We start from the raw sequence: 16,397 nt of genomic DNA on the forward strand, positions 1-16,397 counted from the left end.
CCTGAAGCTCTCCCCATGCTGCGCTGAATCAGTTCACACTGCCACCAGCCCTGAATGGCGAATCAGGGCTTCGCTACTCGGCTGCCGGCCGCGGAAAGCCTCGAAGACTTGCTTGGGATCGAGGCTTCCCCCAAGGCTGAGCACTGTGTCGCGGAAGCGTCTGCCTGTGTCTTGAATTTGCTCTTCGTTGGCAAGGCCAACCTCCTCGAAAGCGCTGAACGCATCAGCGCTCAGCACCTCGGCCCATTTGTAGGAGTAATAGCCCGCGGCGTAGCCGCCAGCAAAGATGTGACCGAAGGAGCAGAGGAAGGCGTCTTCATCGATCGGTGTGAGCACCGTGGTGGTTGAAGCGATTTGCCGGCGCAATTGCTCAGGGCTCTGACCACAATCTGCATGCCATTGGCTGTGGAGTTGTAAGTCCACCAGAGCAAAGTGCACCTGACGCAGGGTGGCTGAACCGCCCATGAAGGTGCGGGCCGCCAGCAGTTTGCGGTACTCGTCCTCAGGCAGGGATTCACCGCTCTGCCAGTGGCGCGCCATGCCCATCAAGGTGGTGCGGTCGTAGCACCAGTTCTCCATAAACTGGCTGGGCAGCTCCACGGCATCCCACTCCACCCCATTGATGCCAGCCGCCTGGGGACGCTCCACTGTGGTGAGCATGTGCTGCAGACCATGGCCGAACTCGTGGAAGAGGGTCTCCACCTCTTCAAAGCTCATCAGGCTGGGAGTCTCGCCGACCGGCGGGCTTTGGTTGCAAATCAGATACGCCACCGGCAGCACTGGTGTGCCGTCGCTGCTGCGGGATCGCACCAGGCATTCATCCATCCAGGCACCACCACGCTTGCTGCCTGGGCGGCTGTAGGGATCGAGGTAGAAGGCGGCCAGGGTCTCGCCGGCGCCTGATGGCGCCTGCTGCCCCTCCCGGATGCGGAAGTAGCGCACGTCGCTGTGCCAGACCGGCGCCTCGCCATCGGCGGCTTCAATCGTGATGCCAAACAGGCGGCTGCACAGATCAAACAGGCCCTCCAGCACCAGGGGTAACGGGAAGTAAGGCCGAAGCGCTTCGCTGTCGAGCTCGAAGCTTTCTTGGCGCAGCTTTTCGGCCCAATAGCTCACATCCCAGGGCTTCAGATCAGCGGCCTCGGCGGCGCCGTGGCGGCGGGCGCAGCTGGCGAGAGCCTCGAGTTCCTGCTGGGCCACCGGGTAGGCAGCTGCCCGCAACTCCTCCAGCAAGGCTTCAACAGCGGATTCGGAGTTCGCCATTTTGGCGGCAAGGCTCACTTCGGCCCAGTTCGCATAGCCCAGGCGCCTGGCCTGTTCACCCCGCAGGATGAGGATACGCTCGATCAGGGGCCAGTTGTTGAGTGGATGGCCGGCCTGGCCAGACGCGCGGCTGACATGCGCCCGATACACCTGCTCGCGCAGGCTTCGCTGGCGGCTGTACTGAAGAAAGGGCGCATAGCGCGGCATGTCGAGCCCGAGCAGCCAGGGGCCCGCCTCGGGCGTGGCGTCGCTGTCACCCGCTTGGCGGGCCGCCTGCGCCAACTGGTCCAGCAGGCTGGCGGGCAGGCCATCCACGTCCTCCGGTTGGCTGAGCTTGAGGGTCCAGCTGTTGGTGGCATCGAGGACTTGATTGCCGAAACGGGTGGAGAGTTCCGCCAGTTCCTGGCTGGCTTGATTGAAGGCTTCCTGCTCGCTTCCATCGAGCCCTACACCGCGCAGCTGCATGTCCCGTAGTTCGGCCGCGAGGATGCGTTGCTGCGCAGAATCCAGCTGTTCGTTCTGCTTCTGCAGCTGCTCTAGGGCCTGATAGATCACCTGGCTCTGGCCAGCGCGGTTGCCGAATTGCACCACTGCTGCTTGTTGGGCTGCGTGGGCCTCCCGCAGCTCCGGGCTGTTGCACACCCCGTTGAGGTGGCTCACCACTCCCCAGCTCCAGCGAAGCCGCTCCCCAAGCCGCTGCAGGGGATCCATCACAGCGCTCCAGCTCAGGCAAACGCCGCTATCCAGTGCGGTGCCGAGCTTCTGCTCCAGTGTGGTGAGTTCGGTATTGAGTTGCTCGATCAGCTCCGGAATGTGGGCGCTCACCGCTTGAGGGGTGATCGCCTCGAACAGGGGCAGGCCTTGGCCCCGCAGGATCTCGGGGCGGGCTGCTGTGGAGCTGCTCATGGGGCTGAGGATGGGCTCGGGGTTGTGCCGAAGTCCATTTCAGCCTGCGGATGACCCGAGCCGCTGTTCAGCCGAGGGCGGGAAGCCGAAGTGCCACCACGGCATATTGCGCCAGGTTGTCGGAGAGAGCGGTGGTAGAGGCCTCATAAAGATCAATGGCCACCCGAGGCCAGAAGCCGATCACCAGGGTGGGCACGAGCAGGGTGAGGCCGATCACGAGCTCGCGGGGCTTCATGTCTCCCAGGACGGCTAGAGCCGGAATCCTTGGTCCGAAGAACACACGCCGGCACAGGCTCAGCAGATACACCGGGGTGAGCACCACGCCAATGGCTGCCAGCACTACAGCGATCACACGGAAGCCCACTGTGAAGTCAGCATTGCTGGTGAGGCCGAGAAACACAGTGATCTCGCTCACGAAGCCGCTCATCCCCGGCAGCGCCAGTGATGCCAGGGAGCTGGCCAGAAAGAAGGCGAAGGTGATGGGAAGCACCTTGGCCAGGCCGCCCATGTTTGGGATGGACAGCGTCTTGGTGCGCTCGTAGAACACGCCAGTGACAAAGAACATCGCGGCGGCGATGAGGCCGTGGCTAATCATCTGAAGCATGGCGCCACTCATGCCAAGGCTGTCGATGGCGCCAATGCCCAGCAGCACGAAGCCCATGTGACTGACCGAGCTGCAGGCGATTCGCCGCTTCACGTTGTCTTGTGCGAAGGCGTTGAGGGCGCCATAGACGATGTTCACGATGCCGAGCACCACCAGAGCAGGCGCGAGCTGGAGGTGGGCTTCCGGCAGCATCTGCACGTTGAAGCGCAGCAAGGCATAGCCCCCCATCTTCAGCAGCACGCCCGCCAGCAGCATCGAGACCGGCGCATTCGCCTCTCCATGGGCATCGGGCAGCCACGTGTGGAGAGGGAACATCGGCAGCTTCACACCGAAGCCCACCAGGAAGCCGAGATAGCAAAGAAGGCCGAAGGTGCCGCCGGGTGAGCGTGCGATCAGCTCGCTCAGGTTCAGGGTGAAGGGTCCGTTGAGAGCCAGCGCCAAACCGCTCACGAGGATGAGTAGGGAGGCGGTGGCTGTGTAGAGGATGAACTTGGTGGCGGCGTACTGACGCTGCTGGCCGCCCCAGATCGCGATCAGCAGGTACACCGGTACCAGCTCCAATTCCCAGGCCAAGAAGAACAGGAGAAAATCTTGGGAGAGAAACACCAACGCCTGGGCTGAGGCCTGCACCAGCAGCAGGGCGAAATAGAGGCGTGTTTTCTTCTGGATGTCCCAGCTGGCCGCCACCGAAAGCAGGGTGACGAGTCCGGAGAGCACAACAAGGGGAGCCGAGAGTCCGTCGGTGGCGAGCGACCACTCCAAACCAATCGACGGAACCCAGGCAAACCGTTCCACCAGCTGTAGGCCCGCGACGGAGCCGTCGTAGTGCTGGCTGAACACATAGAGCATCAGGCCTAGATCCACCAGCAAGGTGACCAGGGCGATGGTGCGCGGCAGCTTGGGGTCGGTGCCGTCACCGGGTAGCACCATCAGCAGAGGTGCAACGGCGACCGGCAACAAGGCAATCAGGCTCAGCCAGGGGAAGCCGTTTGAAGCGGTGAGCAGGCCTTGAGCCAAGGCTGAATCACCGAAGGCAGAACTTGAAAGTGTTGTGGACGCGGCCAGAAGGGGCAGTGTGGCGTCCATGAAGACCTCATCCCAGTGATGGCTGCTCCCATCCCCCGATCAGGCCATGAGAGAGCTGAATCTAACAGCTGGGTATTTCTACTTAGGGCTTTGGAGCTTCAGTCGGGAATGGCCTTCCATCGGCTGCCGCTCTGCTGTAACTGCAGCACCTCCGAGCGTGAAGCCACCCCTTCCATTTCCCAAGCTCGCACCATGGCACGCCGCACTGCGCCGGCATGATCCCGGTTGGCTAGCGCCAGGATGCTGGGGCCGGCGCCACTGATCGCGCATCCCCAGGCACCGGCTTTGATGGCCGCCTCGTGAACCTGCCGGCCACCCTGGATCAGGCCCCAGCGGTAGGGCTCGTGGATGCGGTCATGCATGCCATCGGCAATCAGATCGCCATTGCCCGTCCTTAGGCCCTGTAGGAGCAGAGTGAGTGAGCCGAGGTTGGTAACCGCATCGGCGATGGAGATCGTCTTTGGCATGACCCGCCTTGCTTCGCTGGTGGAGAGGCGGATCGATGGGATGGCCACCACCGCCAGCACCTCCGGAGACCATTCGCAGCGCACCACCCGCCAGCGATGGGAGGCCGCCTTAGCAGTCATGCACAGCCCGCCCAACAGTGAGGGAACCACGTTGTCGGGATGGCCTTCGATATCGATCGCCAGCTCCAGCAACTTTTCGCGGCTCAGGGGTTCGTGAATCAGGGCATTGGCCCCCATCAGGCCTGCAACGATGGCTGTGGCGCTGCTGCCCAAGCCACGGGCTGGAGGGACCGCAAGCCGCACACGGGCCTCGATCGCAATGGGCTGCTCGCCCGCTTCCTTCCATACCCGCTGAGCGGCGCGATACACCAAGTTGTCGGGACCACCCCGCAGGTGGGAGCCTTCACTTCCTTCAATCACCAGCTCGAAGCGCTCACCATCGCCTTCGATGCAGCGCATCTCAAAGCGGTTGTTGAGATCCAGGGCGGCCCCCAGACAATCAAAGCCGGGGCCCAGGTTGGCTGTCGTGGCGGGAACATCCACCACAACCCCCTGGCCGATGCGGGGGCGGACCATACGGTCGGTTCTGCTGGGGCCAGTGTCCCACTCAGCCCATCAGCATCCGGGCGCGGCAGGCCGCACTGAAGAGCCCGGCCTCCGGATCGGTGAGGGCGAGCACGGGAACCTGTTCGAGCACCGGGCTGAGCCGACCCTTCTGCAGCAGCGGGCCCAGAAAGGCCTCGGATCGCAGTTCCTCCAGCAGTTTTCCCGCCGTACCCCCTCCCACCCACAGGCCACCGCTGCAGAGGGTCTGCAGGGCCAGGTCACCGGCGGTGCTGCCGTAGGCGCCGAGCCACAGATCCATGGCGCGGCGGGCCAGGGGATCACCAGCAGCCGCCGCACTGGCGGTGGCCGCGGGGCGGTCATTGCTGTCGATGCTCGCCAGGGGATGGCCTGCGGCGGCTGGATCGGTGGCCAGCAACCAGCGCATCACTTCCCCCAGGCCCGTGCCGCTCACCACCCGCTCGATCGAGACCCGCCCGATCTGCAGATCCTGTTTGAGCCAGCATTTCAGCTGCCATTCGGCCTCGTTGCGCGGTGCGAATTCCGCGTGGGAGGCCTCACTGGCCATGGCCTGCAGCCCCTGAGCGGTGGGCACACCGATCGCCACGCCCAGCCCCGTGCCGGCACCGAGGATCGCCACAGGAGCCTGGGGATCAGCGCCTCCCGCTGCAGGCTTCAGCAGGGTGTGTTGATCGGCTTGCACATGGGGTAGTCCGTAGATCAGCACGGCGAAATCATTCACCAGATCCACCTGCTCCAACCCGCAGCGGCTGGCCAGGGCTGTCTGCTCCAGCTGCCAGGGGAGGTTGGTGAGCTTCACCCGGCCTTGCCGCACGGGCCCGGCCACGGCGAAGCAGGCGTGGCTCGGGCGGCTCGGTGCGGGTTCAGCGGCCAGGAAATGATTCACCAGCTCGGCGAAATCGGCCCAGTCCGCCGACACGAAGCGTTCAGTGCGCTGCTGGCGGAGTTGGCCGCCATCGAGCGTGTAGATCGCCAGAAGCGTTTTGGTGCCGCCGATGTCGCCGGCCAGGAGGGTGGTCATCAGCCCAGGGGCAGACCTGCACTCCGATCCTGATTGGCGCGGCCCGCAGCCGCCACTAGATCAGCCACGGCCACGCTGCCGAGATCGCCATCACGCCGGCTGCGCAGGCTGATTTGGCCGCTCTCGGCCTCTTTGGCACCGATCACACCCAGCACTGGGATCTTCATCTGTTCGCCATTGCGAATCAGCTTGCCGAGGCGATCACCGGAATGGTCAATGCTGGCTCGCACGCCGGCGGCCTGGAGCTCGGCGGCCACCCCCGCGGCGTACTCACGCACCTCATCGGTGACCGGCAACAACCGGATCTGCTCGGGGGCGAGCCAGAAGGGGAAATCGCCGGCGTAGTTCTCGGTCATGATCCCGAAGAACCGCTCCAGCGACCCGAAGATGGCCCGGTGGATCATGATCGGCCGCTGACGCGTGCCATCGGCGGCCACGTACTCGAGATCAAACCGCTCCGGCAGGTTGAAATCGAGCTGGATGGTGGAGCACTGCCACATCCGGCCGATGGCGTCCTCGATCTTGAGGTCGATCTTCGGGCCGTAGAAGGCGCCACCGCCTTCGTCGATCTTGTAGGCCCAGCCCTTGCGATCCAGAGCTTCGATCAGGCCTTGGGTGGCCAGCTCCCAGACGGCGTCTTCACCGATCGATTTCTCAGGCCGGGTCGAGAGGTTGATCTCGTAGTGGCGGAAATCAAACGTGGAGAGGATCTGCTCGGTGAGGTTGAGGATCGCCAGGATTTCATCGCTGATCTGCCCCGGCAGACAGAACACGTGGGCATCGTCCTGGGTGAAGCCGCGCACGCGCATCAGGCCGTGCATCACACCGGGCCGCTCGTAGCGATACACCGTGCCCAGCTCGGCCCAGCGGATCGGCAGCTCCCGGTAGCTGCGCAGGGTGCTGGCGTAGGTGAGCACGTGGAACGGGCAGTTCATCGGCTTGAGCTGGTATTCCCGCTCATCCACCTGCATCGGCCCAAACATGCTCTCGCTGTAGAAGTCGAGGTGGCCGGAGGTTTTCCACAGGCTGATGTCGGCCACATGGGGTGTGTAGAGCAGCTCGTAGCCGGCGGCAAAGTGCAGGTCGCGCCACAGGTTCTCGATCAACAAGCGCATGCGGGCGCCGCGGGGGTGCCAGAACACCAGGCCAGCGCCGGCTTCGTCTTCGATGGAGAACAGATCGAGATCGGTGCCGATGCGGCGGTGATCGCGGCGGAGGGCCTCTTCCTTGCGGCGCTTGTATTCAGCCAGCTGTTCCGGGGTTTGCCAGGCCGTGCCGTAGATGCGCTGCAGTTGGGCGTTGTTTTCATCACCGCGCCAGTAGGCACCGGCCACGCTTTCCAGCTCAAAGGCCTTGGCATTGAGCTCGCCCGTGGTGGCCACGTGGGGGCCGGCGCAGAGGTCCCACCACTCCTTACCCAGGGTGTAGAGGGTGATCGGTTCGTTGATGCCCGCGAGGATTTCGAGCTTGTAGGGCTCGTTCTGGGCCTTGATCTTGGTCTCGGCTTCCGCGCGGCTCACCTCAAGGCGCTCGAGCGGAAGCTTTTGATTGATGATCTTGATCATCTCCTTCTTGATGGCCTTGAGATCGGCCTCGGTGAAGGGATCTGGGTTGTCGAAGTCGTAATAGAAGCCGTTCTCAGTCCACGGGCCGATCGTCACCTGCGCCTTAGGGAAGAGCCGCTGTACCGCCATGGCCATCACATGGCTCATCGAGTGGCGGATGCGAAGCAGCTGCTCGCTTTCGCTGGTTTTCGGCAGGTGGATGGTCGCCGCCTCCGCCGCCTCACCCGTGGCCGTGGTGGTTGCGACGCTGCCCGAGGAGCTTGATGCGGCTGAGCGGGTCGCGGTCACGGCGGTGGGATAGCAACCCCGATCCTACGCAGGGGATTTGGGGCCATTCCTAGGGTGATCGAGTGATGGATCCTTCCTTCCCGCCGACGCCGCCCTCGGAACCGGATTCAGAGCCGGCCCAGCTTCTCGACCACTTGCTCCAGTCGCTCTTCGACGACTTCTGCTTTTGGTTCGAGCGGGGGCTCGTTCTGCTCGATCTCACCCCTGAGAAGCTTTTGCCAGCCTCTGAACAGCAGGCCTTACGCCAACGGCTGGAGGAAGCGCTGCAGGCAATCGCGGCGACCCGAGCTTTGCGGGCGGCCTGCTCTACACCGATGGCGGTGGATATGGATGCCATGGCGCCCTGGCACCGCCTGATGATGCGCGTCTGGAACCTCTCGGCGATGCTGCGCATCGCTGGTGTGACTCTGCCGCCGGAGGTTCGTCCTCCGTCTCAGGCCTGATCGCTCAGTTGTTGCAAGTTGCTGCTGAAGAAGCGCTGTAGGTCTTCTGCTTGCTTCACCGGCTGGCCATAGGCACTGCGGCCGGCCAGGTTGGGAAAGGAGGCCCACTCCTTGGCCAGAACAGCCATGGCTTCACGGGTGAGGCCCTGTTGATCGATGTGATCGAGCATGCCGCGTCGATCCACCAGATAGAGAGCAGCCTGGTCTTGGCTGCGGGGATCGAAGCTGTTGAGCTCCAGCTTTGTGGCGGCCTCACGCCAGGTACCCGGCAGGAACTGATAGGCACCGGCAGCTGCACTGGTGTATCGCTTCACCACCACCACTTCAGGATGGCGGGCGAGGCTCTTGAAGCGACCGCCACCGTAGAGGGTGCGGTAGCCCTCCTGGCCCTGCTTCCAGGTGCCTTCGGCAAACCGGATCGTGTTGAGCAGAGCGCGTCTACGCGGAGTGATCGGATACGCGTCTGAGTTAGCCGGTTGAGTTGCGGTTGGGGATGCCTCGCCGGGCTGTTGGCGCCCCTGGGAAGGGGTGACGAGGGGACCGGCCGCCAGCAGCAGCAGCCCGAGGGCAGCGGCGCTGGTTGAGGTGGCAGACGGTCTGGGGCCGGAAGGCAGCTGGCGACGCAAACGCAAGGGCAGCACGACAAGGTCCGATGAGCCTGAACCGCTTCCCCCTCCCTCCACGAGCCATCGTGAACCGGTCTGGACAAATGAGACGCAGATGTGCTCTCTAGCCGGCATGCAGGGTGAGACCCGACTGCGACTGAAGGACTGGGCGTGTGACGATTCGGTTGCCGTCCTCGTATTGATCAGCTGCTTTTATCTTTTCTTAGCTTTTGATCAGGCGCTAGCGCTGCCCTGGGTCTTGGCTAGGAACCCCAGGGCCTCGCGGGTGCGCTCCAGGGTGGCGTCCGCCACTGCGTTGGCCCGCTCTCGGCCCTGTTGCAGCACGCGATCGAGCTCGGCGGGATCGGCGCTTAAGCAGGCGTGGCGCTCCTGGATTGGCCGTAGTGCTTCCACCATTGCCTCCGCCAGCAGGGGTTTGAACGTTCCCCAGCCCATCGCTGCGCATTCGCTGGCCGCCGCTTCGCGCCCCTTGCCGCTGAGCAAGGCGTAGAGCCCCAGCAGGTTGTCGGTCTCCGGTCGATCCGGGTTGCCGAACTCCAGGCCCATCTGCGGGTCCGTCTTAGCCCGCTTCACCTTCTTGGTAATCAGTTCGGGGGGATCCAGCAGGTTGATGCGAGATCCCTCGTTGGGATCGCTCTTGCTCATTTTGCTGCGCCCATCGGTGAGGCTCATCACCCTTGCGCCCTCTTTGAGGATCAACGGCTCGGGCACTTTCAGCACCGGGATGGGCTCGCCATCGCTGTCCTTCTTGGCGAACCGGGCGTTGATGCGTTGCTGGGCGATGTCGCGCGCCAGTTCAAGGTGCTGCTTCTGGTCTTCGCCCACCGGCACCAAGTCGGCGTCATACAAAAGGATGTCGGCCGCCATCAGCACTGGGTAATCCAGGAGTCCCACAGACACCTGATCGCCTTGCTTCACAGCCTTTTCCTTGAACTGGATCATCCGCTCCAGCCAGTTGAGCGGGGTGACACAGTTCAGCAGCCAACAGAGCTCGCTGTGGGCTGATACGTGGCTTTGCACAAACACCGTGGCCTTGGCCGGATCAATGCCACAGGCCAGGTAGAGGGCGGCGGTGCTGCGGGTGTCAGCCGCAAGCTGTGCGGGGTTGTGGGGAACGGTGATCGCATGCAGATCCACCACGCAGAAAAACGTGTCGTGGCTGTCTTGTAGATCAACCCAGTTGCGGATGGCGCCGAGCCAGTTGCCCAGGTGCAGTGATCCGGTTGGTTGAACCCCTGAGAGAACCCGGGCCCTTGGCATCTGTGATCGCTGGCATGTCGCCGGATTCTGCCTGGGGGCGTCACCGGCGATCCCGCCCGGGTGCGATCAGGCTTCAGCTTGAGCGGCTTCGCTGCTGGCTGGAGTGGCCTCGGCCTCGGATGCTTCGGGAGCGCTCTCGGCCGGGTTCTCAACCTCACTCACCACCTCAGGCGGCGTGTTCACGGGCTTGGCAGGCCGTGCAAAGGGGTTCGGGCGATTGGAGGCTGCGCGCTCACCGCGCTCAGGGCGTGGACCACGGCGTTCGCCGCCTGGACGACCACCGTCGTTGGTGCGGTGCTGCGCCACCACCTCATCCAGCTTGCCCTCCTCCAGCAGCTGGGCCACGGTGCGGATCGAGAGGCCCAGGGCTGCGACGGTGGAGCGCAAGCCGAAGGCTTCCTGCACCGCGCGGGCGGCACGCATTTCGTTGTCGCTCAGGCGGATACGGAAACCGCCGGGCTCGCGCCCGCCTCCATCACGGGGTCCGCGTCCGCCGCGGGAGCGCTCGCTTGTGTTGGACTGAAAATCACCGTCGGCCATGGCCGCACACCTGAATAGACAGGCGCAAGTGTGCCCTATGGCTGGTGGTTAGGGCCAGCACCACTGCAGTCGGTGGTGTTCAGCGCTGCCTTGTCGAGCCAGTACCAAGAGCGGGATGGGTGTGGGTCCCTCGGCCAGCAGCTGCTGGCGATAGCGCTCAAGGAGGTGGAGGTAGGCGCTGAAGGTCCAGCCGTGGTTGCCGCGCTCCTGGGCTTCCCAGAAGCGGCGTAAGGCCTGGCTGCAATCCAGCCGCCCGTATTCCTGCCAGCAGATTTCCTCAGCCTCAAGATGCGCCAGCCCCTGCTGCCGCAATTCCCTGAAACGCACCAGCTCCGGCGCTTCGGCGCTGCTGTCCGGGGGGAGCACTCCCGCCAGATCAGCCACGCTCACGCTTTGAAGACGGAGCCAACAGCGCTCGAGGATCAACACCGGCAAATCGGCGTGCCAATGGGCCTCTTGCTGCTGCAGAGCGACGAGTGCTTCCGTCTGCTGCTGCTGGCGTGGCGTGAGGCTGGCGAGCAGCTCAGCCATGAGTGCCGCGGAAGGTGATGGCGGCGATGGCATATTCCCGCGGCTCGAGGTGAATCGTGCAGCGCACGGCGCCGAAGCGTGCTTCTAAGTGCTCTTCCACAAGCTCGGTGATCCGGTGGGCTGTGGGCAGATCGTCGGCATCCACCACCATGTGCAGCTCGATGAACACCCGTTGGCCGAGCACGCCACGGCTGGCGATGTCGTGCACGTTGAGCACCCCGGGCACCCCCATGGCCACCTCGTGGATGGCTTCCGGTGCGATCGCGATCTGATCCACGAGCCAGGGCAGGTTGCTGGAGAGCACCTGCCAGCAGGCCCGCACCAGCAGAAGGCAGAGCGGCACCGCCATCGCCACATCGAGCCAGGTCACCCTGAACAGCAACACCCCGGCTAGGCCGACCAAAACCACCACAGTGGTCCAGATGTCGCTGGTGGTGTGCCTGGCATCAGCCAGCAGCAGTTGGCTATTCAGCCGTTTGCCCTGACTGCGTTCGTAGCTGGCCAGCAACCCATTGCAACCCAACACGATCAAAAGCAGCAGCAGCTCCTTGCCGTCCAGCCGGAGGGGTGGCAGACCAGCCGCGATCCGCTCAATGGCGCTTTTGAGGATCTCAAAGGCGGTGAACAGGATGAAGCCTGCGATGGCGACAGCTCCAAGCCCTTCGTATTTGTCGTGGCCATAGGGGTGATCACGATCCGGCTGGGGGTCCGAGAGTCCGTTGGTGAACAGCCCAAGCAGGCTGCTGAGGGCATCGGTTGCGCTGTGCATGGCATCGGCCAACACCGCGAGTGAGCCGCTGAGAAGGCCGATGACGAGTTTGAGCAACGTCATCGAGATGTTCAACGTCAGGGCAATCAGCAACACACGCTTCACGTCCCGACGCGAGTCCTGGCGCAGGGGCGACGTGGTGCCCTCAAGCCGCCCACTGCTGGTGACTCCCATCGCCACAGAGGCTTGCAACAGTTACCCCAAGCTATTGGGTCTGGGCAGTGTTCACCAGCTGAGCTAAAGAGAACCGGCGCATCCGCTGGACACTGCAGCCGTTGACCCCAACGCAGGCCCCATCCAAGGCAGCATCGGCTGCCGATCCCGCTGGAACCATGCTGAGCACGGCGTTGGGATCGCAGCTGCGCCGGGCCTGGCCTCTGGCCGTTGGTGTTGGCGGCGGGCTGTTGCTGCTTGAGAGCAGCCAAGGGGCCCTCTCCTCACTGGTCAGCCTGAGTGCCGCGGCTGCTGGGCTCTGGCTTCTGAGCGGTCGTTTGCGTCCCAGCGGCCGCAGCTTGCCCTCGAGTGTGGACGGCTGGCTGGAGCGCTGCCAAAGCGTGCTCGAGAGTTTTGATCGCCTAGATCTCCAAGGCGATCCCCATCAGCAACGCCAGCGGCGTCAGAAGCTGGAGCTCATCCGGCAACGCCAGAGCGAGGCTCATCTTGAGGTGGCCTTGGTGGGCTGTGCGGGGTGGAGCGAGATGTTGCAGGCTCAGGTGCTACAGCACTGCGCAGCGCCATTGCCGCTGCGGTTGTTGCGCAGCCATCCACTGCCTCCCAGCAGTGAGAACTGGCGCTGGCCTGAGGCTTTCCGCCGCTGTGATCTGATCGTTTATCGCCTCAATCTCCCCCTCAAGGCGTCAGATTTGCGCTGGCTTGAGGCCCTGCCGCAGGGGCAGCCTGTGTTCGTGCTGGTGGACCGACCAGCCGACAACTGGCAGCTTGGCCTTCGCCAGTTGGAGTTGCAGTTGCCTGAACATCTGCGCTCGCGCTGTTGGCCTTGGTCGCCCCAGCGGGCAGACCAGCTCGGTAGCGATCTTCAGCCATTGGCTGAGGCTTTTGCAGCCCTTAACGCTGAGCGGCGACGGCTGACGCAGCAGCGCTGCCTGGAAGACCTGCACACCGAATGGCAGGTGGCCTTGGAATCTTTACGCCGCAGTCAGTGGCAGCGACTGCTGCAGCGCACCCAGTGGACCGTGGCGGCTGGTGTGGTTGTAGCTCCCCTGCCAAGCCTTGATCTGTTGGTGCTGGCGGCGGCCAACGGCCTGATGCTTCAGGACATGGCTCGGCTTTGGGAGTGCCCCTGGTCGCTGGAGCAGCTGCAGGCGGCTGCGTTGCATCTGGCCAAGGCTTGTCTCAGCCTCGGTGTTGTGGAGTGGAGCAGCCAGGCACTGGCCGGTCTGGTGAAGCTCCATGGCGCTACCTGGCTGGTGGGTGGAGCACTGCAAGCGCTGAGTGCTGCGTATCTCACCCGTGTCGTGGGGCGGGCCATGGCCGATTACATGGCTCTGGCTGCAGGCGTGCCTGAGCATGAGCTTGAACAGTTGCTGCAGCAACAGGCGCCCTTGCTGGTGGCCCGGGCAGCGGAACAGGAGAAGCTCGACTGGGCTGGTTTTGTGCAGCAAAGCCAGCAATGGCTTCAACAACAACTGCAGCCCCAAAACGGCACAACAGCACTGCCTTGACCAACGGTATGAAGCCTTCATGAAGCTGTTCATGAAGTTTCTTTTTCTTCGGCGAACTTAATTTTTCCTTCCAGGAATTTTTTGCCTCGATCCTTAGCGTTGTTGTGCCACTTCCGTGGCATCTGTTCTCATCTGACTCCCAAAAGTCTGTTGATTCATGACCACTGCTCTTCGCAGCGGCCGCTCCGGCGCCTGGTCACAATTCTGTGAATGGGTCACCAGTACCGACAACCGCATTTATGTGGGATGGTTCGGTGTTCTGATGATCCCCACGCTGCTGTCGGCTACCATCTGCTTCATCGTTGCGTTTATCGCCGCCCCTGCGGTTGATATCGATGGTATTCGTGAGCCTGTTGCCGGCTCCTTAATCTACGGCAACAACATTATTTCCGGTGCTGTGATTCCCAGCAGCAACGCTATCGGCTTGCACTTTTACCCCATTTGGGAAGCCGCTTCGCTCGACGAGTGGCTGTACAACGGCGGTCCTTATCAGCTGGTGGTGTTCCACTTCCTGATTGGCATCTCTTGTTACATGGGCCGCCAGTGGGAACTCTCCTACCGCCTGGGAATGCGCCCTTGGATCTGTGTGGCCTACAGCGCTCCGCTATCGGCTGCCATGGCGGTGTTTCTGGTTTACCCCTTCGGTCAGGGTTCCTTCTCTGATGGCATGCCCCTCGGCATTAGCGGAACGTTCAATTTCATGTTGGTGTTCCAGGCCGAACACAACATCCTGATGCACCCTTTCCACATGCTGGGGGTCGCCGGTGTGTTTGGCGGCAGCCTGTTCTCTGCCATGCATGGTTCACTTGTGACCAGCTCGCTGGTGCGTGAAACCACTGAAACGGAGAGCCAGAACTACGGCTACAAGTTTGGCCAGGAGGAAGAGACCTACAACATCGTGGCTGCCCACGGTTACTTTGGTCGCCTGATCTTCCAATACGCCAGCTTCAACAACAGCCGTAGCCTGCACTTCTTCCTGGGTGCTTGGCCCGTTGTTGGCATCTGGTTCACCTCCATGGGCATTAGCACCATGGCGTTCAACCTCAACGGTTTTAATTTTAATCAGTCGATCCTGGATTCCCAGGGCAAGGTGGTGAACACCTGGGCCGACGTGCTCAATCGCGCCAACCTCGGCATGGAAGTGATGCACGAGCGCAATGCTCACAACTTCCCCCTCGACTTGGCGACGACCCAGTCGATCCCAGTGGCGCTGATAGCCCCAATGATTGGCTGAGCCAAAGCTCCCGTTTCTCACCCCCGCCCTGCGGGGGTTTTTTAATGCCTGCATGGCTGAAACTCTTTGCGATCCCCACGCGCGCCTGATCAATGGCCCGCCGGCCCCTGCCGCCACGCTTCTGCTGGCCCATGGGGCCGGTGCAGCGATGGATAGCCCGTTCATGCAATCGATCGCCATGGGTTTGGCGCGTTGCGGCTGGCGGGTCGTGCGCTTTGAATTCCCATACATGGCGCGCGCACGTCAAAGCGGTACACGTCATGGGCCTGATCGTCAGCCGTTGCTGCTGCAGTGCTGGCGTGATCAGGTGGCACTGGCTGCCACAGAGGGGCCGCTGTTCATCGGCGGGAAATCGATGGGCGGGCGGATGGCCAGCCTGCTGGTGGATGAGCTGGCAGTCGAACCTGGTGTGCGCGGCTGTGTCTGCCTGGGCTATCCCTTTCATCCACCAGGAAAGCCTGAAAAGTTGCGCACAGAGCATCTTGCGGCCCTGCGTTCACCCTGCTTGATCCTGCAGGGTGAACGCGACGCGTTTGGACGCCGGGCCGAAGTGGAGGGGTATGACCTGAGCGCGTCGATCCAGCTGGGTTGGCTTCCCGACGGTGATCACAGCTTCAAGCCCACAAAGCGCTCGGGCGTGGATGAACAGGCCAATCTCGCCTTAGCTGTTCAGCTCGCGGATCAGTTCATGGCTTCTTGTTGTCCAGATCGCTCGGGCGGCTGAGCACGAACACCACGCCGGCGGTGAGCGCAAGTCCGATCGCCACCATGGCCGTGATCGCGACGCTGTAGTCGGTCTGCATGGCGTCATTACGAAGTGTTACTGCAACCCTAGGTCACTGCGCCGATGCGAGCCAGCGCTTCGCTGAGTGCCATGGGCTCTTGCTCAGCTGAGCTCGTGATCTCCAGGATTTTGCCAATGGACGCTGGCGTATTCAGCGTTTCAAGGCAGCAGCGGGCCACCAAGCGCCTCGGAATCGAATTGCTCTCCTGTTGGTCGGGGTCGCTGTAGCAAATCCCTTCGCCGTCCAGCTCGTGTTCGCGCTCGGAGAGGCCCCCTGGGCGGATCACCGTCCAATCGAGGCCGCTGCTCTCCAGGGCCTGCTCGCCCACCCGTTTCCACACCAGAATCAAACCAAACAGGTTGAGCGGGTGACGCCAGCGGCCAGCGCAGAGTGAGCTCACCAGCACCACTCGCCGGATGCCCAGACGCTGGCAACTGTCAACCTGCCGCTGAACGCCCCAGGCATCCACGCGCATGGGTGCGCTTAGATCCAGTGATGGCCGCGCGCCGGTGGCGATCACCAGGGCATCGCAGCCGGCGAGCGCGTCATCCAGCGCAGCGCGATCGTCGAAGCGCAAGCGCCGCTGATCGCAGCCGTTCAACTGCTCGGCCAGCACCGAGCTCGGCTGCAGCAGCAGTCTTGGTTGCTCGCCTGCTTGCAGCAGTTCCTCGGCGATGCGGTAGCCGGTTTTGCCTGAGGCGCCGCTGATGGCAATGGTGCGGTTCATCGCGCCTGATGGCTT

At 63.2% G+C, this 16,397-nt stretch carries 15 protein-coding genes; 4 read left to right on the top strand and 11 right to left on the bottom strand.

What is annotated here, in order from left to right; genetic code table 11:
* Window positions 1-33: 33 nt before the first annotated feature.
* The 5 genes from KJJ24_RS03235 to thrS form a co-directional block, all read right to left on the bottom strand.
* Window positions 34-2,169 carry a M3 family metallopeptidase gene (locus KJJ24_RS03235; protein WP_214341004.1) on the bottom strand — a complete coding sequence of 712 codons (2,136 nt, stop codon included), beginning with the start codon at window positions 2,167-2,169 and terminating at the stop codon, window positions 34-36.
* 67 nt (window positions 2,170-2,236) lie between these two features.
* Complete coding sequence (locus tag KJJ24_RS03240) at window positions 2,237-3,859, bottom strand: NAD(P)H-quinone oxidoreductase subunit 4 (RefSeq protein ID WP_214341007.1); 1,623 nt, start codon at window positions 3,857-3,859, stop codon at window positions 2,237-2,239.
* 98 nt (window positions 3,860-3,957) lie between these two features.
* The gene (gene thrB / locus KJJ24_RS03245; RefSeq protein WP_214341010.1) at window positions 3,958-4,902 is read right to left on the bottom strand and encodes a homoserine kinase; all 945 of its coding nucleotides are present in this window, start codon (window positions 4,900-4,902) and stop codon (window positions 3,958-3,960) included.
* 31 nt (window positions 4,903-4,933) lie between these two features.
* Entirely contained in the window at window positions 4,934-5,932 is a 999-nt protein-coding gene (gene glk, locus KJJ24_RS03250) for a glucokinase (RefSeq protein WP_214341024.1), read from the bottom strand.
* Window positions 5,932-7,644 carry a threonine--tRNA ligase gene (thrS, locus tag KJJ24_RS03255; RefSeq protein WP_214343227.1) on the bottom strand — a complete coding sequence of 571 codons (1,713 nt, stop codon included), beginning with the start codon at window positions 7,642-7,644 and terminating at the stop codon, window positions 5,932-5,934. Before thrS ends, glk begins: the two co-directional genes overlap by 1 nt.
* Before the next feature lie 206 nt (window positions 7,645-7,850).
* On the opposite strand from thrS, the gene KJJ24_RS03260 reads away from it, so the two are divergent.
* Entirely contained in the window at window positions 7,851-8,228 is a 378-nt protein-coding gene (locus tag KJJ24_RS03260; RefSeq protein ID WP_214341027.1) for a DUF2605 family protein, read from the top strand.
* Here KJJ24_RS03260 and KJJ24_RS03265 read toward each other — a convergent pair.
* From KJJ24_RS03265 to KJJ24_RS03285, 5 genes are all read right to left on the bottom strand, one after another.
* The gene (locus KJJ24_RS03265) at window positions 8,219-8,860 is read right to left on the bottom strand and encodes a glycoside hydrolase family 104 protein (RefSeq protein WP_250544888.1); all 642 of its coding nucleotides are present in this window, start codon (window positions 8,858-8,860) and stop codon (window positions 8,219-8,221) included. The genes KJJ24_RS03260 and KJJ24_RS03265 overlap by 10 nt on opposite strands.
* A 207-nt stretch (window positions 8,861-9,067) precedes the next feature.
* Window positions 9,068-10,114: a tryptophan--tRNA ligase gene (gene trpS / locus KJJ24_RS03270; RefSeq protein ID WP_214341030.1), complete on the bottom strand. Its 1,047-nt coding sequence runs from the start codon at window positions 10,112-10,114 to the stop codon at window positions 9,068-9,070.
* Window positions 10,115-10,180: 66 nt separating this feature from the next.
* Window positions 10,181-10,654 carry a hypothetical protein gene (locus KJJ24_RS03275; protein WP_214341032.1) on the bottom strand — a complete coding sequence of 158 codons (474 nt, stop codon included), beginning with the start codon at window positions 10,652-10,654 and terminating at the stop codon, window positions 10,181-10,183.
* A 48-nt stretch (window positions 10,655-10,702) separates the two neighbouring features.
* Window positions 10,703-11,185 carry a hypothetical protein gene (locus KJJ24_RS03280; RefSeq protein ID WP_214341034.1) on the bottom strand — a complete coding sequence of 161 codons (483 nt, stop codon included), beginning with the start codon at window positions 11,183-11,185 and terminating at the stop codon, window positions 10,703-10,705.
* Window positions 11,178-12,128: a cation diffusion facilitator family transporter gene (locus KJJ24_RS03285; RefSeq protein WP_214341035.1), complete on the bottom strand. Its 951-nt coding sequence runs from the start codon at window positions 12,126-12,128 to the stop codon at window positions 11,178-11,180. Before KJJ24_RS03285 ends, KJJ24_RS03280 begins: the two co-directional genes overlap by 8 nt.
* Before the next feature lie 158 nt (window positions 12,129-12,286).
* Here KJJ24_RS03285 and KJJ24_RS03290 point away from each other — a divergent pair, with 158 nt between their 5' ends.
* From KJJ24_RS03290 to KJJ24_RS03300, 3 genes are all read left to right on the top strand, one after another.
* On the top strand, window positions 12,287-13,636 hold the full coding sequence (locus KJJ24_RS03290) for a YcjF family protein (protein WP_250544889.1): 1,350 nt from the start codon (window positions 12,287-12,289) through the stop codon (window positions 13,634-13,636).
* 157 nt (window positions 13,637-13,793) lie between these two features.
* On the top strand, window positions 13,794-14,870 hold the full coding sequence (psbA, locus tag KJJ24_RS03295; protein WP_214341037.1) for a photosystem II q(b) protein: 1,077 nt from the start codon (window positions 13,794-13,796) through the stop codon (window positions 14,868-14,870).
* Window positions 14,871-14,922: 52 nt separating this feature from the next.
* Window positions 14,923-15,594: an alpha/beta family hydrolase gene (locus KJJ24_RS03300; protein ID WP_214341039.1), complete on the top strand. Its 672-nt coding sequence runs from the start codon at window positions 14,923-14,925 to the stop codon at window positions 15,592-15,594.
* Window positions 15,595-15,701: 107 nt separating this feature from the next.
* Here KJJ24_RS03300 and KJJ24_RS03305 read toward each other — a convergent pair whose 3' ends face one another.
* A complete protein-coding gene (locus KJJ24_RS03305; protein ID WP_214341041.1) occupies window positions 15,702-16,382 on the bottom strand; it encodes an SDR family oxidoreductase in 681 nt (226 codons plus the stop codon).
* Window positions 16,383-16,397 lie beyond the last annotated feature (15 nt).

The sequence above is a fragment of the Synechococcus sp. LA31 genome, from assembly GCF_018502385.1.
In the GTDB taxonomy this organism is placed as follows: Bacteria; Cyanobacteriota; Cyanobacteriia; order PCC-6307; family Cyanobiaceae; genus Vulcanococcus.